The sequence below is a fragment of the Actinoplanes sp. NPDC048796 genome (genome assembly GCF_040650035.1).
Taxonomy (GTDB): Bacteria; Actinomycetota; Actinomycetes; order Mycobacteriales; family Micromonosporaceae; genus Actinoplanes.
This window is the reverse complement of record NZ_JBEZGO010000001.1, coordinates 727,090-749,111: the sequence shown is the minus strand read 5'-3', so window position 1 is coordinate 749,111 and position 22,022 is coordinate 727,090. Positions and strand designations below refer to the sequence as shown.

Below are 22,022 nucleotides of genomic sequence, written 5' to 3'. Positions count from 1 at the left end.
TCCCGTCTTCACACATGTACCGAAGATCTTGCGCCGTGGGGCCTCGCTCGCCGGAGGAATGAACGGCGACGAAGGCTGATGATCGACACTCTCGCGAAACTGTCGTGAAACAGCGGTCTGTTGCGTGCCGATCGAGTCTGCCATAACTTTGCGCAACAGTACGATTGCCCTCTGGCTTTCCAAATCGGACATAGGAGGCAAACGTGAGAGGTTTTACGGGTGATTTGCCCACCGAAGTGGCACTTCTGGCGTACTCCCGGTTGGCCCTGATGTGACATGGGCCATCCCCTGCTTTCAGCGGGCCGTTATTCATTCGATGCGTCAACTCATTTCCTACGCGCCGAGTTCGAAGTACCTTGCCAACCGCAGCATCCGAATACCTCTCACGCACGGCGCATGTGAGGTGTGTCGTTCGAAGGAGGTGACCGACGCGTGGAACCGCTGATCGAGGAAGCCGAGCTGACCCGGACCGGCGCCTCGACCGATGCCATGGCCGCACCCGCCGGTGATCACAACGCCAAGGTGAACACCCGGCGTAAGTCGCCGACCCAGATCGCCCTGTCCCGCTTGCGCAAGGACAAGGTCGCGGTGATCTGCGGCAGCATCTTCCTGTTCTTCGTGCTGGTCGCGATCTTCGCGCCCTTGCTGGCCAAGCTCGAGGGGCAGAATCCGACCGATTTCCACCAGGACCTGATCGACCAGTACGGCTACCCGACGATCGGCCCGACCAGCGAGCACTGGTTCGGTGTCGAGCCGCGCCTGGGCCGCGACCTGTTCGCCCGGTTCGTCTACGGCGCACGGCCGTCGTTCATCGTCGCCGGCTCGGTCACGATCATCACCACGCTGATCGGTGTGACGGTCGGCCTGCTCGCCGGCTTCGTCGGCGGCTGGCTCGACCGGATCATCTCGTGGGTCATCGACTTCGTCCTGAGCCTGCCGTACCTGCTCTTCGCGATCGCCGTCCCGGCGGTGCTGCTGAGCCTGTTCGTCGGCACGTCGGAGAACGCCGCCGCCGCCGACGTGGCCCAGGCGCGGTTCTACTCACTGATCATCGTGCTCGCCTTCTTCGGCTGGGCCAGCCTCGCGCGACTGATCCGCGGCGAGGTGCTGTCGCTGCGCGAGCGGGAGTTCGTCGCCGCGGCCAAGGTGCTCGGCGTGCCGACCCGCAAGATCCTCTTCAAGGAGCTGCTGCCCAACCTGGTGGCACCCATCGTCATCTCGGTGTCGCTGGCTCTACCGACGTACATCGTCACCGAGGCGGGCCTGACCTATCTCGGCGTCGGTCTCACCGAGCCCACGCCGTCCTGGGGCCTGACAATCGCCAACGCACAGACCTTCTACCGGGCCGATCCGCTCTACCTGTGGATCCCGGTAGCGGCCATCACGATCGTGGTGCTCTCGCTGAGCCTGCTCGGTGACTCGATCCGTGACGCATTCGATCCCCGCACCCGACGGTGACGTGGTGACGCCCAGTATGAGAAGAGGAGAAATGGCAAGGCGATTCAAAGTCGCTGTGGCGGCAACCGCCGCTGTGGCTCTTGGCCTAGCAGGCTGCAGCAGCCCGTCGTCGAACAACGACAGCTCGGGCGGCACTTCCAATGACACCGGCAAGATCTCGACGCAGACCAACGCGACCGACCCGAGCGCGAAGGGCCCGGCGAAGGACGTCCCCGGTTCGCGCAAGGGCGGCATCCTGACCGTTCAGGCGCAGGTCACGCCGAACACGTTCGACCCGACGGACATCTACTACGTCGACTCGAACGAGATCGGCAAGCTCCTGTTCCGCACGCCGACCCAGTTCGACATCCGTGACGGCAAGCCCACGCTCGTCCCGGACCTCACCGACCTGGGCACCCCGTCGGCCGACAAGCTGACGTGGACCTTCAAGATGCAGCCCGGCATCAAGTACGAGGACGGCACCGAGGTCAAGGTCGAGGACCTGGCGTACGCCATCAAGCGGTCCTTCGCCCACGACATCTACGTCAACGGCCCGACGTACCAGCTGAGCTACTTCAAGGACGGCGACAAGTACAAGGGCCCGTACAAGGACGGCGACACGTACGCCGGTGTGGAGACCCAGGGCACCGACACCCTGATCGTCCACCTGGCCACGCCGTTCCAGGACCTGCCGTTCTTCATGACCTTCCCGATGTTCACGCCGATCCCCAAGGCGAAGGACACCAAGCAGGAGTACAAGAACCACCCGCTGTCGACCGGCCCGTACAAGTTCAAGAGCTACCAGGCCGGCACCTCGCTGGTCCTGGAGAAGAACACGAACTGGGACGCGAACACCGACCCCGCCCGTCACCAGTACGTCGACGGCTACAGCTTCAAGTGGGGCGTCGACGCGGTCAAGGCGCAGCAGGCCATCCTCAACAGCGCTGGCACCGAGGACGCCAACTCGATCAACTACGACAACGTCGACGCGACGCTGATCCCGCAGTTGACCGGGGACAAGAAGGAGCAGCTCGTTCAGGGTGAGAGCCCCTGCAACCGCGTGTTCCAGTTGGACAGCCGCAAGATTCCGCTCGAGGTCCGCAAGGCGATCGCCAAGGCGTGGCCGGCCGACGCCGTCTACAAGGCCGCCGGTCTGAGCGACTACATCGCGGAGCGGTCCAGCACCATCCTGCCGCCCTCGGTTCCCGGTTACGAGAAGTACGCCCCCGTTCCGGACCTGAACGGCACCGGCCCCGGTGACCCGGCCGCGGCCAAGGCGATGCTGGAGGCCGCCGGCAAGGTCGGCTTCGAGGTCAGCTGGTACTTCGACAACACCAAGCCGATCCCGCAGCAGCGCACCCAGGTCGTCGTCGACGCGCTGACGAAGGCCGGCTTCAAGGCCAAGCCGATCGGTGTCGCCACCGCGGACCTGCGGACCAAGACCGGCGACTACGACGCCCCGGTCAACATCGGCCAGAGCCCGGCCGGTTGGTGCTCGGACTGGCCGTCCGGCGGTTCGTGGTTCCCGGTCCTCTTCCGCTCGCAGAGCATCGCCGAGGGCCAGAGCTGGGGCATGCTCAGCGACAAGGAACTCGACAAGAAGATCAACGACGTGGCCAACCTCCCCGCCGACCAGTCGACCCCGAAGTGGGCCGCTCTGGACAAGGAGATCCTGGAGAAGTACATCGCGATCCCGTGGTACTACGACAAGATGGCCGTCATCAAGGGCAAGAACGTCGGCAACACGACCGGCGACCCCACGATGGGCGTGCCGAACTTCGGCAACATGTACCTCAAGAGCTGAATTCCGCTCTGAACAGTAAGAACTAGCTTCATCCCGGGGTGGTCCGGTCCGCTCATCCGGCGGACGGGCCACCCCGGGCGTAAGAACGATCTCCGGGAACACCAACCCGGCGCCGTGACGAAAGAGGAGCAAGCGGTGCTGCTGTACATCCTTAAACGCGTCCTGAGCGCGATCTCCGTCGTGATCGTGACGCTGGTGGCCAGCTTCGCGTTGTTCTTCCTGGCGCCGACCGACCCCGCCGGTGTCATCTGTGGACCCCGATGCACGCCCGAGCGGGTCGCCGACATCGAGTCGAGCCTCGGCCTCGACGAGCCTCCGCTGCAGCAGATCGGCTCGTACATGAAGGGCATCGTCGTCGGTCGCGACTACGAGGCCGGCGGTACGACGCAGCACTGCTCCGCCCCGTGCCTGGGCTACTCGTACACGCTGGGCCAGCCGGTCACCAAGCTGCTGGCGCAGGCGCTCCCGGTCACCGTCTCGATCGTCCTCGGTGGTGCCGTCGTCTATCTCGTCGTGGGCATTCTGGCCGGCACGATCGCCGCCCAGGTACGCGGAACGTCGCTGGACAAGGCGGTCGTCGGCACGACGCTGTTCATCCAGTCGATCCCGTACTTCGTGGTCGCTCTGCTGGTCGCCCTCTACGCGACCTTCCTGCCGCAATCGGGATACACCCCGTTCCTGCAGAACCCCTGGGCCTGGGCCAGCGGACTACTCGCGGCCTGGCTGTGCGTGGGCCTGACGAACGCGGCCGCGTACACCCGCTACTCCCGGGCCTCCATGATCGAGACGCTGGGCCAGGACTACGTCCGTACCGCCACCTCCAAGGGCATCAGCCGCCGCCGCGTCGTCTACCGGCACGGCCTGCGCGCCGGACTGACCCCGGTCGTCACGATCTTCGGTATCGACCTGGCGTTCCAGCTCACCGGCGCCATCTTCACCGAGAGCATCTTCGGCCTGCCCGGCCTCGGCCAGCTCACGCTGCGGGCCTTCGGCCAGTACGACCTGCCGGTCCTGCTGGGCGGCGTCCTGGTCGGCTCCGTGGTACTTGTGGTGATGAACCTCGTGGTGGACATCGCCTACACCTTCCTCGACCCCCGGGTCCGGCTCGGATGATCCCGAACCGCCCCGTTTCCCCACCCCGCAGCACGAAGGCGGCAGTATGAGCGACCAGACGATCCCGGGCCCCTCCACGGTGACCCGCGTTGACCGCACCCCCGGGACCAACGAGGAGCCGTACCTCGAGGTCAGCGATCTCCACGTGCAGTTCCCGACGGCCGACGGACTGGTCAAGGCCGTTCAGGGCCTGAGCTACTCGGTTCCGCTGCGCCGCACGCTGGCCATCGTCGGCGAGTCCGGCTCCGGCAAGAGCGTCTCCAGCATGGCCGTGCTCGGCCTGCACGACCGCCGGGTCGCCCGGATCACCGGCTCGATCAAGGTCGGCGGCCGCGAGGTGGTCGGTATGAACGAAAAGGAGCTGGAGAAATACCGCGGCGGCGACGCCTCGATGATCTTCCAGGACCCGCAGTCCTCGCTCCACCCGTACTTCACGGTCGGCGACCAGATCATGGAGTCGTACCGGGCGCACCACAGCGTCAGCAAGCGCAAGGCCAAGGAGCGCGCGGTCGACATGCTCGGCCGGGTCGGCATCCCCAACCCGCGCCGCCGCGTCGACCAGTACCCGCACGAGTTCTCCGGCGGTATGCGCCAGCGCGCGATGATCGCCATGGCGCTGGTCAACGACCCGAAGCTGCTGATCGCGGACGAGCCGACGACCGCGCTCGACGTGACGGTGCAGGCGCAGATCCTCGACCTCATCGCCGACCTCCAGCGCGACTTCGGCTCCGCCGTCGTCTTCATCACCCACGATCTCGGCGTCGTGGCCGAGGTGGCCGACGACATCCTGGTCATGTACGCCGGAACGGCCGTCGAGCACGGACCGGTCAAGAAGATCCTGGGCGAGCCGCTGCACCCGTACTCCTGGGGTCTGCTGGAGAGCATCCCGGCGCTGACCGGTGAGCCGGCCCCGCTGCACCCGATCCCCGGCTCGCCGCCCAGCCTGCTCGCGGTGCCCAGCGGCTGCCCGTTCCACCCCCGGTGCGAGTTCAAGGACCGGGTGCCGGACGACCTGTGCCGCACCCTGAGGCCCGAGCTGATCTCGCGGACGGCGGATCTGGGCCGCACCTCGCGGTGCCACCTGAAAGACCCCGACAAGGTCTTCGAGACCGACGTCCTGCCCCGGCTGCCGTAAGAGGGACCGTCACCATGACCACTGCCACCACCACCGAGAACACCGGCGTCAAGACGGTTCCGGGTGCGCCGTTGCTCGAGCTCGACAACGTCAAGATGCACTTCAAGACCAAGGGCGACGGCTTCTTCGCCCGCGGTACGAAGTGGGTCCAGGCCGTCGACGGGGTCAACCTCACCATCAAGCCGGGCGAGACGCTGGGCCTGGTCGGCGAGTCCGGCTGCGGCAAGTCGACCACGGCCCGGCTGATCACCCGGCTGCTCGAGCCGACCGGCGGCGAGATCCGCTACCAGGGCGTCGACATCGCGCACATGAACGAGCGGCGGCTGCGCCCCTACCGGCGCGAGATCCAGCTGATCTTCCAGGACCCGTACTCCTCGCTCAACCCGCGCCACACGGTCGGCACGATCGTCGGCACGGCGCTGCGCACCCACGACATGGTCGACAAGAAGGGCGAGCTCGGCCGCGTGCAGGAGCTGCTCGAACTGGTCGGCCTCAACCCCGAGCACTACAACCGCTACCCGCACGAGTTCTCCGGCGGCCAGCGCCAGCGCATCGGCATCGCTCGCGCGCTGGCGGCCCGCCCGAAGATCATCGTCGCCGACGAGCCGGTCTCGGCGCTCGACGTGTCGATCCAGGCCCAGGTGATGAACCTGTTGGAGAACCTCCGCAAGGAGCTCGGCATCGCGTTCGTGTTCATCGCGCACGACCTCGGCGTGGTCCGGCACTTCTGCGACCGGGTCGCGGTCATGTACCTCGGCCGGGTGGTCGAGGAGGCGCCGCGCAACCAGCTCTACGAGGCGCCGCAGCACCCGTACACGCAAGCGCTGCTCTCGGCCGTGCCGGACATCGCGGTGGTCCGCGGCGTGCCCCCGAAGAACCGGATCCGCCTGGTCGGCGACGTGCCCAGCCCGGTCGACCCGCCGTCGGGCTGCCGCTTCCGGACCCGCTGCTGGAAGGCGCAGGACATCTGCGCCACCAAGGACCCGGCCCTCGAGGAGAAGGCCCCGTCCCAGCGCGTGGCCTGCCACTTCGCCGAGCCGCCGGCCGAGTCGATCATCGCCGAGGTGGTCTGACCCGTTGTCCGCTCCGCCCTACCCACCGGCGTCGGCTGGGCCGCCCTACCCACCGGCGTCGGCTGGGCCGCCTTACCCGCCGGCGTCGGCTGGGCCGTTCCACGCGCCTACGTCACCTTTGCCGGCGTCTCCTCCTCCGCCCCCTGAGGGGTCCGGCGGGGGCAGCACGGTCTACCGGACGCGGGCGCATCGGTGGCGGCAGCGGGCGCTGTTCGGGCTGGCGGCGGTGGGGCTCCTGCTCGCCGGCTATCTGATCGGGCGCTGGCAGGACTCGCCGGCGCCGGCCGTCGCGCTGCCGCCGGCGCCGACTGTGGCGGCGTCCGCTTCGCAGGACGCTTCGGCGGCGGCTGAGGAGCCGGTGCCCACCACGAGTCCGCCGCCGACACCGAGGGTCTATCCGACGCTTCAGGCCGAGGCGGCCGATGAGAAGGTGGGCATCGAGGCGCAGGACACCGAGGATCAGGGCGGCGGGCAGAACGTCGGCTGGATCGCCAACGGGGACCGGCTGCGCTTCGACGACTTCGAGTTCGGTGAGGTACCGGCGACCAAGGTCGACGTGCGGGTGGCCACCGACGCCCAGGACGGCGGCCGCATGGAGATCCGGCTGGACAGCGCGGACGGTCCCGTGATCGGCACCATGCGGGTGACCCGCACCGGCGGCTGGCAGACCTGGCGTACCGACGAAGTGACCCTCACGCCGACCACCGGGAAGCACACGATCTTCCTGGTGTTCGCCCGGGACGACGGCAGCGAGTTCCTGAACGTGAACTGGCTGCTGTTCGGGCACTGAAAAGGCCCCGCGGGAAGCGGGGCCTTCGGCGTCTCGTCAGGCGACGGCGACCGCTACCTTGCGCGGCCGCGCCTTCTCCGCGACGGGGATGTCGAGGATCAGGACGCCCTGCTCGTAGCGGGCCTCCAGCCGGTCGGTGTCGAGCGTGTCGGACAGGAACACCTGGCGGCTGACGGGGCCGTCCGGGCGCTCGGTGACGATCACCTCGGCGTCCTCGCCCTCGGCGCGGCGCTTGCGCTCGGCGCGGACGGTCAGGACGTTGTGGTCGACGGTGATGTCGATCCCGGCCGGGTCGACGCCGGGCAGGTCGATGTCGATGTAGAAGTGGTCGTCGATGCGGTAGGCATCGAGGCGCGCGCCGGAGCTGCGGGTGGCAGTGTCGAACACGCGAGCGGTGAGCCGGTCCAGGTCACGAACCGTCGCGCTACTGAGCAACATGGGTGGTTCCTCCAGCGGAACTCTCACTTAGGTTGAGCGTGGTGCGCTCAAGTCTGATTGCGACAACAGAGATTCTTGTCGTGGAATTCCGTGACGGACATGACCGGCGTCACGATCCGACGTAAAGCTTCGTTACATTCCGTTGTCCGGCGCGCGAATAGGCGCGAATTCCGGTACGGACAGTGACGTATTCGAACATGTGTTCTATGCTCGTCGCGTGGCCATTCTGCACGCCGACCTGGACGCCTTCTACGCGTCGGTCGAGCAGCGCGACGACCCGGCCCTGCGCGGCCGGCCCGTGCTGGTCGGCGGCGGCGTAGTGCTGGCCGCCAGCTACGAGGCCAAAGCCCGGGGCGTCCGTACGCCGATGGGCGTGAGCCAGGCGCGGGCACTCTGCCCCGATGCGATCGTCGTGCCGCCACGGATGAGCGCGTACTCGGCCGCCAGCAAGGCCGTCTTCGCGATCTTCCGAGACACGACGCCGCTGGTCGAGGGCATCTCGATCGACGAGGCGTTCCTCGACGTGAGCGGGCTGCGGCGGGTCAGCGGCACCCCGCGCGAGATCGCCGCCCGGCTGCGGTCCGAGGTTCGGGAGCGGGTCGGCCTGCCCATCACGGTCGGCATCGCCGGCACGAAGTTCCTGGCCAAGGTGGCCAGCGCCGTCGGCAAACCGGACGGGCTGCTCGAGGTGCCGGCCGGCGGCGAGGTGGCCTTCCTGCACCCGCTGCCGGTCGAGCGGCTGTGGGGCGTCGGCCCGGTCACCTCGGCCAAGCTGCGCGAGCACCACATCGAGACGGTCGGCCACGTGGCCCGGGTCGGCGAGGCGGCGCTGATCGCCCTGCTCGGCGCCGGCGCCGGCCGGCACCTGCACGCGCTGGCCCACAACCGAGACCCCCGGCGGGTACGGGTCGGTCACCGCCGGGGCTCGATCGGGGCGCAGTGCGCCCTGGGCCGCCGCCCGCGCCCGTACGCCGAGATCGAGGCGACCCTGGACGCGCTGGTCGACCGGGTGACCCGCCGGATGAGACGGTCCCACCGAGCCGGCCGCACGATCACCCTGCGCCTGCGCTTCGACGACTTCGGCCGCGCGACGCGCTCACGCTCCCTGCTCAAGGCCACCATGCAGACCCGTACGATCGCCGAAACCGCCCGGCAGTTGCTCACCGAGGCCCGCCCCCTGATCGACACCCGGGGCCTGAGCCTGGTCGGCGTAGCGGTGAGCAACCTCGACGGCGACGGCCACGTCCAGCCGTCCCTGTTCGACGACACCACCGACGACGGCCTCGACGTCGCCATGGACGCGATCCACGACCGCTTCGGCTCATCCTCCCTGACCCGCGCCGCCACCATCGGCCGCCAACTGGGCCCGTCCGTGCCGATCCTCCCCGACTAGGCGGTTCGTCGTCCCGGCGCGGATATTCCGACGCTTTCGAACTGCGGTCCAGTGGAGACGGGGGCGCGGCTCGGCTGTGACGCGCTGCCGTATCGAACAGCTGGCAGGACGGTCGTCAGTGACGCGGCGAGCGACCCCGCCGGCCGTGCTGCCGCCGCATGACCCACGCCGCCGCGAGTGTGGTCAGCGCCGCGATGAAACACAGCGTTCCGAACGCGTAGACGACCGTTCGGTCACTCAGTCCCCAGAGGCCGACCGCGCCGAGTTGCCCCCCGCTCGCAGCAACACCTGAGCCCTCGCGGTTGTGTGACTACATGCGGAACTCATCGACAATCTACCCAAATCAGGCTCCTATCGGACGGGCCGAGGCGGCGGCCCGGAGCGCCTAGTCGCTCCTCAGCCGTGTCGGCATGGGCGGGAAATCTAACTGGCACCCTTGGCGGGTTGGGCAGACCGCGCCTTCCCGCAGAGCGAGCGGAGTAGCTTCCAAAAGGCTGTCGTCGGCTAGGTCGAGGTGAGCCGGGCCGTGCAGTACTGGTTCCAGAGGTAGACCTTTTCGGTGTCGCCCGGGTTGAGTGTGAGGGGGGCGCCGCCCTTCGGGACTGTGCCGAAGTCGAGCTGTTGGCCGGTGGTGGCGTCGCGCAGGGTGAAGTCGCAGGTGTTGTTGCCGTGGAAGTCGATCACCTCGATCGTGATCGGGCCGGTCGCGGTGAAGGCGTCGGTGTCGCCCAGCGTGGTCTGCACGAAGGGCAGGGTGGCGCTGCCCGGGCCGGACTGCAGCGTGGTCAGGCAGCCGGGGTCGTTCACCGACCAGTTGAAGGTGCCGCCGCGCTGGACCTGGAACGACATCGGGCCGTAGATCGCCGTCGGCAGGGGGAGGGGCTGGCCGCTGTCGTTGTGGACCATGGTGACCGTACAACCGGCGTCGTTGCCCTGGATGTTGTCGCGGATCAGAAGCCGCCAGGGCGCCGCCGCCTCGAAGTTGCCGGCCGGCAGCGGGCCGTCCCGTGTGGCCGGTGGCGGATCGTCCGAGCCGGTCAGCAGCAGCGTCGACGCCACCGCGCCGGCGGCGAGCACGGCCACGCCCGCGGCCGCCCAGGCGTAAAGGCGGCGGCGGTGGCCGGGCGCGGCGGGCTGCTCGGCCGGGTCGGCGGCCGGCGGGCGGACCTCCGGAATCGGGCGGCGGCTGCGGGCCACGTACAACTCGCCCTGCATCTCGATGTCGCGGCTCGGGGTCTGATGCGGCGTGCGCTCGCGGACCCGGTCGAAGACGTAGTCGTAGAGCTCGTTGAGGGAGACCCAGCCGTCCTGGTCCCGGTCGGCCTCCCCGGTGGCCAGGCCCTCCACGAGCGCGGAGGTGAAGACCGACGGGCGGCTCTGGTCGTCGGCCAGCTGGTCACCCTCGAACGCGTACTCCATGGCGCTGGAGGCGGTGATGACCGCCCGGCCGCGGCTGCCGCCGGGGAAGTTGTCGAGCACGTCGACGTCGCCGGCCGCCCGCACCCGCACGCCGCGGCTGAACGCCCCGCCGTAACAGCAGTCCAGCAGCAGCACGACACTGCGCGACCGGCTCGACCGCATGCAGCGCTGCACGAAGTCGGCCGAGACGGCGGTCGAGCCGAGCCGGTTCGGCCGCGTGTTGGTCGTGGCGAAGAACAGTTCCCCCGACTCCCCCTTGAGCCCGTGACACGAGAAGTGCAGCAGCAGCACGTCGTCGGGGCGGCTGTCGGCGAACAGGTCCTCGATGCGCTCCTGGATCACGTAGGCCGGTTCGTTGCTCACGACCCGTACGTCGAAATCGCCGATGTTGGGGTCTCCCAGCACGTGGGCGAGAGCCGAGGCGTCGGCGGCCGGCGCGAGCAGACGGCGGAAACCCTCGTGCTCGTACGAGTCGTTGGCGACGATGAGGGCCTTGCGGCTCATGGCTCGTGCCGCCGCACGAACAGCTCGATGAGCCGCTGCTGTTCGGCCTCGCTCGCCTCGGAGATCTCGAGCACGTCCCCGCCCAGCTCCAGCCGCACGGTCCGGCGGGTGCCGTCGCCGTGCCCGAGCCAGCCGCGGACCACCGAGACGACCTCCTTGAGCCCGGTGGCCGAATTGCCGAGCATCACCAGCAGCGCGCCGACCGCGCCGACGTCGATGGCCCGGGCCCCGGCCGGTGGCGCCTCGGCCGAGGTGAGCCGGCGCACATCGTCCACGTCGAGCAGGCCGATCTGGTCACGGACCTGGCCGGTGAGCAGGTCGAGCCGCTCGGCGTCGGCGCCCTCCTCGGCCAGGTAGAGCCGCAGGTCGTCAGTCACGGCGTCCACCTCCTCACACCAAGATGCACCCAAGGTGAGCGGCTGGGAACCGTCCGAAAGTCGACCCCCGCGAGGCGTATCCCCGGCGCCGCTACGGCACACTTGCCCAGGTGCGGAAAATCTGTCTGATCGGGATCGGCGCCGGCGACCCGGACCACCTCACCCTGCAAGCGGCAAAGGCCATCGGCCGTACGGACGTCTTCTTCGTCCTGGACAAGGGCGAGGCGAAGCAGAGCCTGGTCGACCTGCGCGAACGCATCATCCGCGGCTACTCCAAGCCGACCCGCAAGATCGTCGAGGGCCGCGACCCCGACCGCGACCGCACCCCCGCCGACTACGAGGGCACGATCGCCGACTGGCGCAGCCGCCGCGCCCTGGTGGTGGAGGAACTGATCCTGGAGCACCTGAAGGAGGACCAGCAGGGCTCACTGCTGGTGTGGGGCGATCCCGGCCTGTACGACTCGTCGATCGCGATCGTGCAGGAGGTCCTGGCCCGGGGCAACGTCGAGTTCGAGTACGAGGTGATCCCCGGCATCAGCAGCGTCTCGGCCCTGGCCGCGAAGCACCGGGTGCCCCTCAACCGGGTCGGCCGCCCCTTCCAGGTGACGACGGGCCGCCGCCTGGCCGAGGGCTGGCCCGACGGAGTGGACGACGTGGTGGTGATGCTGGACGCCCAGCAGGCGTTCACGGCCCACCCGGACGCCCAGATCTACTGGGGCGCCTACGTGGGCACGCCGGACGAGATCCTCCGCTCCGGCCGCGTCTCCGAGGTGGCCGACGAGATCGTCACCACCCGCCAGGAGGCCCGCGACCACCACGGCTGGATCATGGACACCTACATCCTGAAGCGCGACGCTTAGCGGGTGAGCGCCGCGCTGAGCCGAGTTCAGCCCTTCTGTTCGAGCTCGGCTCGGGTTGCGGGCAGCAGGCGGGCCGCCCGGTCGGCGTCGGAATGGTAGAAGACGAGTTCGCCGATGGTGCCGCGATCGACCCACGCGCACACCCCGGCGTCAATGCCGAACGCCGACAGGTTGCCGCATGCGGCCGCGCCGCCGAGCGGGCCCGGATCGACGGCCCGGATGTCGCGAACCTTGCCGTCCTCCACCACGGTGAACACGTCGTTCAGCCGGCTCGGGAAATCGTTGTAGCTGCCGTTCGCGCCACCGACGTAGATGGCGTCGTCGTTGGAGGTGCCGTAGACCCTGCTGAACGAGTGGCTCGTTCCGGGAACACTGGCGAGCCGGGTCTGCACCAGCTTGCGGCCTTCGTCCAACCCGGGATCGTTGTACTGCGGCCGTCCCTGCAGCATGGCCGGCTCGCCGACGGCGAGCATCCCGGCCGTCGCAGCGTGCACGGCCAGCAGGAACAGCCCGTATTGCAGAACGGCCGCACCGAGGGCGAGCGGCAGTGTGCGGCCATTCGCTATGCCCTGGAAGAAAGCGACCAGGTCGGTGATGATGTGGAATCGCCGACTAGTGAAAACAATGAACCCGAAATAGCCGGCCAGGAACAGGGCGAGCAAGTAGGCGACACCGGTTTCCAGCCGGTAGACCGCATCCGGGACGTCGCCCCACACCTTGATGGCGATGAACGAGACGACACCCGGTAACAGCGTCGTCGCGAGGGCCAGCAGCTTGGGGGAGTGCCTCGGAGTATCCAAATCGACGTTCTCCATGACCGGTGCAGGTCCTTCACTGACCTGTGACCCTGCCGACTCGGTACGGGGATCGCATCATCGGATCGGGCTGGATCCGCCGACGATCATCGGTGGCCGTACCACTCCGAAAACACCGTCGCCACCGCGTTGACGTGCAGTCATCGCAGCCGCGGCCGGGCGCCTCGGGTGGGCCTCGCCGACACTGCCCGGCGCGACCCGTGACCTGACGGCCGCTCGCGCCACGGCATCAGCGGGCGTAGGCCATGCAAACGGCGACGGCTCCGGTCGAAGCTGTCAGGCCGCGGATGAAGGCATGATCAATCACTGGCACGAGGGCACGTCTTCCCGCCGATTTCTGAGATGTCAGTAGCAGTCGGTGAAGGCCACCGGCGTGCGGCGTCGCCCGGCGGGCTGCGAGCAGCACGCCGCCCGAGGCGTCCGCCGCCCAGTGGACCAGATGTGGCGCGGTCGACAGGCCGGGGCGACACGGCCGGCGGTCAGTGGGCGAAGCGGCGGAACAGGTGAGGGGCCGTGGTCAGGCCGGCCCAGATGAGCAGGGACAGGGCGCCCAGGATCAGGGCGCTGGTGCTGGCGGCCAGGCCGATGGCGGGGGCGGCGATCAGCATGGGCAGGGCCCGTACGGCGACCGCTCCGCCCAGGGCGCGGATCGAGGCGCTGTAGGCCAGGTCGCGGGTCAGGGTTCCCGGTGTGGACTCGGCGGCCACCCGGGCGTCCATGTCGCCCTCGAACGCCGTGGTGGCCAAGCCGGCCGTGAACTGGGCCAGCAGGACGAACGGGGCGTACAGCGGGGCCAGGATCCAGCCCGCCAGCATGCCCAGGCCCCACAGGGACCAGCGCAGGACGGCCGGTAGGCCGAGGCGTTCGAGCCAGCTCACCGCGGTGTCGGCCAGCAGCGTTCCCGCGCAGAACGCCACCGCCGCCCCGGCCACCCAGCCGCTTCCGAACAGCTCCTCGGTGACCGGGACGGCCAGCAGGGACGGGCCGGCCGCGATCAGCATGACGCCGCCGCCGGCCAGCATCAGGCGGGGCATGGGCAGGCGCCAGCCGGGCTTCGCGTGGCGGCCGCGGGCCGGTGAGCGGGGGAAGACCGAGCCGGCCGGGATGATCCGGGCCCGGCGGGCGATCAGCATGACCGGCAGCAGGGTGCCCAGGAAGACCACGAAGACCGCGTGCAGGAGCCAACCGGCCGGGCGGCCGTCGGGGCCCGACGGCAGCAGGGCGGCCAGGGCCGTGCCGGCCGCCTCCACGCCGACGATGCAGATGACGAAGCGGGTCATCGTGCGCGGCGAGGCGTCCACCGCTGTCACCTCGGCTCGCAGCCCGGCGTAGCCGGCCCAGGCGGCCGTGTGCATGATCAGGATGAGGGCCGCCACCAGCCAGGCCGGCAGGCCGGTGACGACGCCGAACAGCACCAGGAAGCGCATCGGCAGCTCGACCCCGGCCGCGGTGCGCAGCAGGGCCCGGCCGTTCAGGCGGCTCGACAGCCAGCCGGCGGCCGGGGCCGACAGCACCGTGCCGACCAGCATGGCCGCGTTGTACAGGGCGGCCTCGCCCAGGCCGCCCCGGGCCGTGCCCATGAGCACCACGAACGTCCAGCCCAGGGCCATGCCGAACGAGTCGACGACGCCGGTGACGAGCAGTTCCCGCAGCCGGCCGGCCCGGCGCAGGCCGCCGGGGCCGGTGGCGCGGTGGGTGCCGCGGTGCCGGTCAGCTAGTAACACGGGCACCCTGGACGAACAGCGGGCCGGCCTCGTCGGCCGGGACCGGGCGGGAGAAGTAGTAGCCCTGCGCGAAGTGGCAGCCCATCTCCCGCAGCGCCTCGAGCTGGACGACCTCCTCGATGCCCTCGGCCACCGTGTCCATGCCCAGGCTCTTGCCGAGCTGCACGATCGTGTCGGCCAGGGCCGTGTCGTCGGTCAGGGCGCCGAGGCGTTCCACGAACGAGCGGTCGATCTTCAGCGTGTCGACCGGGAAGCGCCGCAGGTAGGCCAGCGACGAATATCCCGTACCGAAATCGTCGATGGCCAGCGTGACACCGAGCGCCTTCAGCCGTACCAGCTGCTCCAGATTGTCGTCGGTGTCGCTCATCAGGACGCTCTCGGTCATCTCGAGGCAGAGCTGATCGGCCGGCATGCCGGTCTCGGCCAGGATGGCGCCGACGACCTCGACCAGGTCGGCCCGGTCGAACTGGCGCACCGAGACGTTCACCGCCATCTTCACCGGGCGGCCGCCCTCACGGGACCACTCGACGGCCTGCCGGCACGCCTCGCGCAGCACCCACCGGCCCAGCGGCACGATCAGACCGGTCGCCTCGGCGATCGGGATGAACTCGGCCGGCGGGATCAGACCGCGCGTCGGGTGCTCCCAGCGGGCCAGCGCCTCGAAGCCGATCACCTCGCCGGTGGCCAGGTTGATCGTCGGCTGGTAGTGCAGGTGCAGCTGGTGCCGTTCGAGCGCGAGCCGCAGGTCCGCCTCGAGCTCGAGGCGGGCGACGAGACCGGAGAGCATTTCCGGGTCGTACGTGGCGTAGCCGCTCCCGCCGGCCGACTTCGCCTTGTACATGGCGAGGTCGGCGTTGCGCATCAGCTGCTCGGCGCCGTCCTTGGCGTCGCCGAGCATGTCGGCCGAGGCCAGGCCGATGCTGGCCTGCACGTGGATGTCGCGCCTCTCGCCGCCGAACGGCGTGTCGAGCGCGTCGATGATCCGCTGGGCGACCTGTTCGGCCTCGTCGGCGGCGCCGCCGGGCGCGGTGGTGATGAGGACGGCGAACTCGTCGCCGCCGAAGCGGGCCACGATGTCGTCCGAGCGCACCGACGACCGCAGGCGATCGGCCACCTGCACCAGCAGCTGGTCGCCGGCCAGGTGCCCGAGGCTGTCGTTCACCTCCTTGAACCCGTCCAGGTCGAGGAAGAGCACCGTCACCTCGCCGCCGTCGGCCCGGTTCCGCAGGGCCTCGCTGACCCGCTCCCGGAACAGCGCCCGGTTGGCCAGCTGGGTCAGGGCGTCGTGGTACGCCTCGTGGACGAGCTGGTCCTGCAACTCCTTGCGCTCGCTGATGTCGCGGGTGTTGAGCACGAGCCCGGCCACGCTGGGGTCGCTGAGCAGGTTGGTGATGGTCATCTCGGCCTGGCGGACCCGCCCGTCACGGTGGTGGACCACCACTTCGAGCACGGTCGTCGCGTACGGCCGCCCGGCGACGTGCCGCAGCGCCTGGGCCAGCCGCAGACCCGACTCGGGGTCGAGCATCTTGGTGAGCCGCCGGCCGGTGAACACGCGGGCCGGGTAGCCGAAGACCCGCTGCACCGACTCGCTCTGGTAGAGCACGTCCGCCTCCGGGCTGACCACGGTCACCACGTCCGAGCTGTGCTGCACGAGCGCGTGGAACCGCTGCTCGCTGGCGAACAGCTCGGCCGTACGGTCGGCGACGCGGGCCTCGAGGGTGCGGGTGAGGTTGCGGTTCTCCCGCAGGGTGAGCAGCTGGCGGCCGACGATCAGCAGAATCAGCGCGGACCTGGTGTACGCGATGAACATGTTGCTGTGCCCCGTCTTGGCGTACCAGATGACCGAGGTCAGAAGGGCGGCCAGCACGGCCACGTAGGGCAGCAGGATGCCGACGGGCTGGCTGTTGTCGGTCTCCTCGTCCTCGGCGGCCGGCGGCACCGGCTTGGCCGCGGCCAGCAGAATGAGTACGAAGCCGGCGAACCAGCCGATGTCGGTCGGGTCGCCCGAGCTGTAGCGGTCGAGGAGGCTGAGATAGGCGTACGCGATGTCGGAGACCGCGAACGCCGAGATGCCGGCGCCGACCAGCGCCAGCTGCCCGAACGTCCGGCCGTGCCGGCGCTGCTGGGCCAGCATGAAGAGCACGATCGTGATCGTGACGACGTCGCCGAGTGGGTAGGCCAGGCTGATGTACAGCGCCAGCCCGCTGCCGTCGCCGTTCTCCAGCAGCGGCGACACCACGAAGATCCAGGCGATCAGGACGAGCGAGGTCGCGACCATCAGGCCGTCGATGACGCTGCGGACCCGGTTGGCCATGCCCTGGGCGCGGCTCGGCAACACCAGCAGGCCGATCGGCGTCAGCAGAGTCATGCCCAGGTAGCCGATGTCCCCGGCCGACGGGAACGGCAGCTGTTCGCCGCGGGCCATCTGCAGGTAGGTCCAGATCCCCTCGCCCAGGCCCCAGCTCAGCACGCCGAGCCCGATCAGGGCCCAGCCCACGCGCATCCGCCCGCCGAACGAGCGGGCCCGGCCGAGGCAGGCGACCGCGGCCACCACGGCCGCGGCGCAGAGCCCGAAGTTCGAGACCGTGCTCGTCACGTCCCGCCCGCCCAAGCCCACGCCGAGAATCACGGCGAAGACGGCGACGAGCGCGCCGGTCAGCGCACACGCCACGTACCAGCGGCGTGTTGCGATGCTGCCTGCCATCTGAGCTCCGGTCGTCTGGGACGGTGGTCGTACCCCGGAGATCGGGTTGCGGGCGCGTCTTTTGAAGGTTTCGGCTGTGCCGCGGCTGAGTTCTCGGGTGCAATACGGGTGCGAGCTCTTCTATACGATGCCCGGCGTGACCGAACCCGAAGTCCTTTCCGCGCCCCGAACCTCCCGGGCCGTCCTGATCGCGGTCGCCGTCCTGATCGCCCTGCTCGGCATCCTGGCGGGCGCGGGCGGCGGGGTGGGATACCTGCTGCACTCGGGCTTCCGCAAGCCGGTCGAACGGTCGTACGGCGTCTCGGTGTTCCTGAAGGCGGACGCGACCGAGGCGCAGAGGACGGCCCTGCGCGACCAGCTGGAGAAGGCGCCGCATCAGGGCGAGGTGGTCTTCGAGACCAAGGCCCAGGCGCTCGCCCGCTTCAAGGAGCTGTGGAAGGACGACCCGGAGTTCCTGGCCAAGGTGGGCCCGAACAGCCTGCCGGAGTCCTACCGCCTCAGCTGGAAGGGCACGACGTTCGACTGCGGGCCGATGAAGGCCGCCGGCAAGATGCCGGGCGTCAACGACGTCGTGATCACCATGTACCCCGAGAAGAAGGAGCCCGGCGGCTCGATCAGGTGCTGAAGCCGGCCGGCAGGTCGAGGTCGAGGCCGAGCCAGGCGGCCAGGTCGCGGATCTCGCGCTGGACGGCGGCGGTGGTCGCCCGGTCGAACGGGGCGTCCTGGTGGACGGCGTCGACCCGGAGGACCCGGTGGGCGTGGTTGGCGGTGGCGTCCAGCTTTCCGATCAGGCGGTCGCCTCGCAGGATGGGCATGGCCCAGTAGCCCCATTTGCGCTTGGCGGGTGGTTTGTACATCTCCAGGGTGTAGTCGAACGCGAACAGGTCGAGCAGGCGTTTGCGGTCGAAGACGAGGCGGTCCAACGGGGAGAGCAGCGCGGTGCGGCCGGCGAAGGGCAGATCGAGGTACGCGGGGTCGACCCGCCAGGTTCCGCGTACGCCCGTGACGGTGGCCGGCTCGCCCGCCTCGAAGCCGCGCCTGGCGCGGAGCAGGCCCTGGGAGCGGAGCAGGCGCTCGTCGCGGATCCGGGTGGCCTCGGGCTCACCGACGGTCTCCGGCGGATAGACCCGGTGGGCCAGGTCCCACAGCCTCTCGCGGCCGTCGCGGTCGGCGATGGCGATCTCACCGCGGGAGGCCAGGCACTCCAGCATCATCGTCAGGCTGCGGTTGTTGTTCCAGCCCGACGACGACCAGGGGACCTCGCACGTGTCGGGAAGCTCCGACGCCGGGAGTGGGCCGCCGGCGTCGAGGCGGCTCAGGATGTCGCGGCGGCAGGCGGCGTTGGCGGTGACGAAGGCGTACGCCCGGGGGTGGCTGAACTGGTCGTCGGGATCGTCCCAGGCGGCCATGCGGGCCTTCAGGAGCGCGAGATCGTCGTACGGGCGGATCATGCCCTTGAATTCGATGAAGGTGCGGTCTTCGAGCGCTTCGGTGAGCAGTTCCGGGCGGTACGAACTACCGAGGCGGCTCCAGGCGATCAGGTCGGCGTTGGGCGCCACGGCGCTGGTCTGGTCGTACTGGAGAAAGGTCAGATGGCCGACCAGCTCGGGCAGGCCGGCCGGGCGGTCCCGGGTGAGCAGCTGGGCGCGCACGGCTGTCCGGCGCGCCTGCTGACGGGTGAGAACTATCAAGCGGGAACCCAGCCGTAAAGGTGTTCCACCTTTATCGAGCAGACCAGGCGGCCGTCGGTGACCATGGCCCGGCGGAAGTCGTCCCAGTCGGGGTGTTCGTGTCCGGCGATCAGGCGGTAGATCTCGATCAGCTCCTCGACGACCGGGTCGTCGAGCCGCCAGGCGACCGGGCTCAGCTCGGCCGTACCCTCGCCGACCGCGTAGCCGTGGCCGTCGGCCGAGGTGACCTTGATGCTGACCCGGGGGTCCCGGCGCAGGTTGTGAACCTTGGCCAGGCTGGTGCGGGTCGAGAAGCGGACCAGGCCGGGCAGGGCGATGTAGCTGACGTCGGACAGCTGCGGCCGCCCGTCCTTCTTGATCGTCGCGACGGTGCCGAGCTTTCCCGTGGCGATGACATTCCACAGCACGTCATCAGACATAGCTCCGACCTTAAAGCGACGCGAGCCAGTCGCGGGCCTCTCTGGGCGACCGCAGCAGAATCGTTTCCGGAAAGTCCGGGTGGGCCTGCCAGTGGCGCATGCGGGCGCGTTTGCGGCCCCACGAGCGGAAATGGAAATAGAGGAGCGAGTCGCGGTCGAGGAACAGGTTGCGGAACGATTCCCGGTTGCCGTTGCAGATCTCGGTGCGGTTGATCAGCCGGGTCAGCGAGCGGCGTACGAGACGGCCGTAGGAGACGCGCCGGGGCATGTCGAGGCCGACGATGAGGTCGGCCCGATCAAGGACGATATCGGCCCATTTCTGGTACGCGGCGTCAATCACCCATGAGTCGCCGGCGCAGACCGCGCGGATGCGGTCGCGCTGAATCTCGTCGGGAACCTCCACCCAGCCCGGTTCCCACATCAGGTCGTCTATGGAGTGGTACGGAATTCCCAGGCGCTCGCCGACGCGGGCGGCCAGCGTCGACTTGCCGGCGCCGGTCACCCCGTACACCAGAATTCTCTTCATCCGGCCAGCCCGTCCTCGAATGCCACGATCACCAGTTGAACGCGGTCCCGGACGCCGAGTTTCGCGATCGCCCGGGTGATGTGGGTCTTGGCGGTCAGCGGGCTGATCACGAGCTCGCGGGCGATCTCCTCGTTGGACAGGCCGGCCGCGACCAGGCGGACCACCTCCCGCTCGCGCTCGGTCAGCACGGCCAGCCGGTCCTCGTGGCGGGCGGCGGCGACCGGGCGATGGGCGAACTGGCCGACCACCCGGCGGGTGACGCTCGGCGAGAGCAGGGCGTCACCGGCGGCCACCACCCGGACCGCCTGCCGCAGGCCGTCCGGGGCGATCTCCTTGGTGAGGAAGCCGCTGGCCCCGGCGGCCAGCGCGGCGAAGACGTACTCGTCGGTCTCGAAGGTCGTCAAGATGATCACCTTGGTGTCCGGGTTCTCGGCGAGGACGGCCCTGGTGGCGGCGATGCCGTCCAGGCCCGGCATCCGGATGTCCATGAGGATCACATCGGGTCGCAGAGCGCGGGCGGTGCGGACGGCCTCGTCGCCGCTGGCGGCCTCGCCGACGACGTCGATCTCCCGGTCGCGGCGCAACAGGCTGCGGAAGCCGGCCCGCACGAGGTGCTGGTCGTCGGCGAGCATCACCGAAATCGTCATGGGGTGGCCTCCGTCAAGCTGGGAACGGGATCGTTGCTCGTACGGCGAAGCCGCTCTTGCCGGCGCCGGCCGTCAGCGCGCCGCCCAGCGCCGCCACCCGCTCGCGCATGCCGGCGATCCCGTTGCCGTCGATCACCACCTCCGGGGCGGTGCCGTCGTCCTGCACGTCGACCACCACGCTGGCCGGCGCGTAGCGGACCGTCACCGCGACCCGGCCGGCCCCCGCGTGGCGCACCGTGTTGGTCAGCGACTCCTGCACGACACGGTAGACGGCCGTGGCGACCGGGGCCGGCACCAGCGCCCGCTCGCCGAACTCGTTCAGGGACACCGCCAGCCCGGCCGACCGGACCTGGTCGGCGAGCCGTTCCAGCCCGTCCAGCCCGTCGGCCGGTTCGCCGATCGCCGGAGCCGAACCCTCGCGCAGCACGTCGACCAGTGACTTGAGGTCGGTCATGGCGCGCCCGCGTACCTCCTGGGCCAGGCGCAGCGACGAGCGTGCCTCGTCGGGGTCGCTGTCGAAGGCGTCGAGCGCGACGTTGAGGTGGACGCCGACCACGGCCAGGGTGTGTGACACGACGTCGTGCAGGTCGCGGGCGATGCCGACCCGTTCCTCGGCGCGGCGGCGGCGGGCGTCCAGTTCGCGTTCGTGCTTGTCCTGCTCGAGGCGGTGGGCCACCTCGGCCTGCCAGCGGACGGTGTTGCGGTACGCCGTGGTGGCGGCCAGGACGGCGGCCAGCCACAGGGTCTCGCCGCCGACGTGGGCGAGTGTCCAGTTGCCGCCGTGGCCCTCGGCCACGTATCCGTCCCAGGCGAAGCCGTACGCCAGGGCGATGCCGCCCACGATGACGGCCGTGCGCAGGTGGCCGGCGAGCACGACGGCGACGAAGGCGGCCGTGGCCGGCCACACCCAGCCGGAGTCGACCAGCGAGCCGCCGCGCATGCCGGCGACCGCCAGCAGGGAGAGGACGAGGACGGCGCGGGGCCAGCGCGGGGCGAGGAGCGCGAGGACGGCCAGCCAGACGGCGAGCGACAGCGTCATGACCGTGTCGAGGGAACCGCCGGTGATGGCCAGGCCGGCCGGGACGCCGACCAGGGTGAGCGTGGAAGCCAGGTATCTGTTCATGGACGGAACGCTATTTTCGCCGGGGGCCCG

Annotated in this window: 20 protein-coding genes and 1 pseudogene; 10 read left to right on the top strand and 11 right to left on the bottom strand. The window is 69.7% G+C overall.

The features are described 5' to 3' along the window. The first annotated feature begins 432 nt into the window (after nt 1–432). The 6 genes from AB0C26_RS03535 to AB0C26_RS03510 all read left to right on the top strand — a co-directional run bounded on the left by AB0C26_RS03535 (nt 433) and on the right by AB0C26_RS03510 (nt 7,352). Nucleotides 433–1,458: an ABC transporter permease gene (locus AB0C26_RS03535; protein WP_360240877.1), complete on the top strand. Its 1,026-nt coding sequence runs from the start codon at nt 433–435 to the stop codon at nt 1,456–1,458. Nucleotides 1,459–1,489: 31 nt separating this feature from the next. Further along, nucleotides 1,490–3,241, top strand: coding sequence for an ABC transporter substrate-binding protein (locus AB0C26_RS03530; RefSeq protein ID WP_360240874.1), 1,752 nt, complete (start codon nt 1,490–1,492; stop codon nt 3,239–3,241). Nucleotides 3,242–3,355: 114 nt separating this feature from the next. Beyond that, on the top strand, nt 3,356–4,354 hold the full coding sequence (locus AB0C26_RS03525) for an ABC transporter permease (RefSeq protein WP_360240871.1): 999 nt from the start codon (nt 3,356–3,358) through the stop codon (nt 4,352–4,354). Nucleotides 4,355–4,400: 46 nt separating this feature from the next. After that, a complete protein-coding gene (locus AB0C26_RS03520) occupies nt 4,401–5,489 on the top strand; it encodes an ABC transporter ATP-binding protein (protein WP_360240868.1) in 1,089 nt (362 codons plus the stop codon). A gap of 14 nt (nt 5,490–5,503) precedes the next feature. Continuing rightward, complete coding sequence (locus AB0C26_RS03515) at nt 5,504–6,562, top strand: oligopeptide/dipeptide ABC transporter ATP-binding protein (protein WP_360240865.1); 1,059 nt, start codon at nt 5,504–5,506, stop codon at nt 6,560–6,562. A 226-nt stretch (nt 6,563–6,788) separates the two neighbouring features. Continuing rightward, entirely contained in the window at nt 6,789–7,352 is a 564-nt protein-coding gene (locus AB0C26_RS03510) for a carbohydrate-binding protein (protein ID WP_360240862.1), read from the top strand. A gap of 36 nt (nt 7,353–7,388) precedes the next feature. Here AB0C26_RS03510 and AB0C26_RS03505 read toward each other — a convergent pair whose 3' ends face one another. Beyond that, a complete protein-coding gene (locus AB0C26_RS03505) occupies nt 7,389–7,790 on the bottom strand; it encodes an Hsp20/alpha crystallin family protein (protein ID WP_360240859.1) in 402 nt (133 codons plus the stop codon). 217 nt (nt 7,791–8,007) lie between these two features. Here AB0C26_RS03505 and dinB point away from each other — a divergent pair, with 217 nt between their 5' ends. Continuing rightward, nucleotides 8,008–9,183 (top strand): DNA polymerase IV, encoded by a 1,176-nt coding sequence (gene dinB, locus AB0C26_RS03500; RefSeq protein ID WP_360240856.1) that lies wholly within the window; start codon nt 8,008–8,010, stop codon nt 9,181–9,183. Between the two features lie 504 nt (nt 9,184–9,687). On the opposite strand, the gene AB0C26_RS03495 is transcribed toward dinB, so the two are convergent. Together AB0C26_RS03495 and AB0C26_RS03490 are read right to left on the bottom strand one after the other, a co-directional pair. Continuing rightward, nucleotides 9,688–11,106 (bottom strand): caspase family protein, encoded by a 1,419-nt coding sequence (locus AB0C26_RS03495; RefSeq protein ID WP_360240853.1) that lies wholly within the window; start codon nt 11,104–11,106, stop codon nt 9,688–9,690. Next, nucleotides 11,103–11,483: a hypothetical protein gene (locus tag AB0C26_RS03490; RefSeq protein ID WP_360240850.1), complete on the bottom strand. Its 381-nt coding sequence runs from the start codon at nt 11,481–11,483 to the stop codon at nt 11,103–11,105. The genes AB0C26_RS03495 and AB0C26_RS03490 overlap by 4 nt, the downstream gene beginning before the upstream one ends. A gap of 110 nt (nt 11,484–11,593) precedes the next feature. On the opposite strand from AB0C26_RS03490, the gene cobF reads away from it, so the two are divergent. After that, nucleotides 11,594–12,343, top strand: coding sequence for a precorrin-6A synthase (deacetylating) (gene cobF / locus AB0C26_RS03485; RefSeq protein WP_360240847.1), 750 nt, complete (start codon nt 11,594–11,596; stop codon nt 12,341–12,343). A gap of 26 nt (nt 12,344–12,369) precedes the next feature. Here cobF and AB0C26_RS03480 read toward each other — a convergent pair whose 3' ends face one another. After that, complete coding sequence (locus tag AB0C26_RS03480; RefSeq protein ID WP_360240844.1) at nt 12,370–13,158, bottom strand: hypothetical protein; 789 nt, start codon at nt 13,156–13,158, stop codon at nt 12,370–12,372. 139 nt (nt 13,159–13,297) lie between these two features. Between AB0C26_RS03480 and AB0C26_RS03475 the strand changes: the two are divergent. Then, nucleotides 13,298–13,443, top strand: a pseudogene (locus AB0C26_RS03475) (IS5/IS1182 family transposase); the annotation flags it as partial. Nucleotides 13,444–13,637: 194 nt separating this feature from the next. Here AB0C26_RS03475 and AB0C26_RS03470 read toward each other — a convergent pair. Continuing rightward, nucleotides 13,638–14,882 (bottom strand): hypothetical protein, encoded by a 1,245-nt coding sequence (locus AB0C26_RS03470; protein ID WP_360240841.1) that lies wholly within the window; start codon nt 14,880–14,882, stop codon nt 13,638–13,640. Then, a complete protein-coding gene (locus AB0C26_RS03465; protein WP_360240838.1) occupies nt 14,869–17,586 on the bottom strand; it encodes an EAL domain-containing protein in 2,718 nt (905 codons plus the stop codon). The genes AB0C26_RS03470 and AB0C26_RS03465 overlap by 14 nt, the downstream gene beginning before the upstream one ends. Before the next feature lie 136 nt (nt 17,587–17,722). Here AB0C26_RS03465 and AB0C26_RS03460 point away from each other — a divergent pair, with 136 nt between their 5' ends. Beyond that, nucleotides 17,723–18,211 (top strand): permease-like cell division protein FtsX, encoded by a 489-nt coding sequence (locus AB0C26_RS03460; protein WP_360240835.1) that lies wholly within the window; start codon nt 17,723–17,725, stop codon nt 18,209–18,211. Here AB0C26_RS03460 and AB0C26_RS03455 read toward each other — a convergent pair. From AB0C26_RS03455 to AB0C26_RS03435, 5 genes are read right to left on the bottom strand one after another with little or no spacing between them, the layout of a single operon-like run. Continuing rightward, nucleotides 18,201–19,277: a DNA glycosylase AlkZ-like family protein gene (locus tag AB0C26_RS03455; protein ID WP_360240832.1), complete on the bottom strand. Its 1,077-nt coding sequence runs from the start codon at nt 19,275–19,277 to the stop codon at nt 18,201–18,203. The two genes, AB0C26_RS03460 and AB0C26_RS03455, sit on opposite strands and share 11 nt — an antisense overlap. Further along, the gene (locus tag AB0C26_RS03450) at nt 19,274–19,696 is read right to left on the bottom strand and encodes a PPOX class F420-dependent oxidoreductase (RefSeq protein WP_360240829.1); all 423 of its coding nucleotides are present in this window, start codon (nt 19,694–19,696) and stop codon (nt 19,274–19,276) included. Before AB0C26_RS03450 ends, AB0C26_RS03455 begins: the two co-directional genes overlap by 4 nt. 10 nt (nt 19,697–19,706) lie before the next feature. Beyond that, a complete protein-coding gene (locus tag AB0C26_RS03445; RefSeq protein ID WP_360240826.1) occupies nt 19,707–20,222 on the bottom strand; it encodes an adenylate kinase in 516 nt (171 codons plus the stop codon). Next, the gene (locus AB0C26_RS03440) at nt 20,219–20,869 is read right to left on the bottom strand and encodes a response regulator transcription factor (protein ID WP_360240823.1); all 651 of its coding nucleotides are present in this window, start codon (nt 20,867–20,869) and stop codon (nt 20,219–20,221) included. Before AB0C26_RS03440 ends, AB0C26_RS03445 begins: the two co-directional genes overlap by 4 nt. A 13-nt stretch (nt 20,870–20,882) precedes the next feature. Further along, on the bottom strand, nt 20,883–21,992 hold the full coding sequence (locus AB0C26_RS03435) for a histidine kinase (protein ID WP_360240820.1): 1,110 nt from the start codon (nt 21,990–21,992) through the stop codon (nt 20,883–20,885). Nucleotides 21,993–22,022 lie beyond the last annotated feature (30 nt).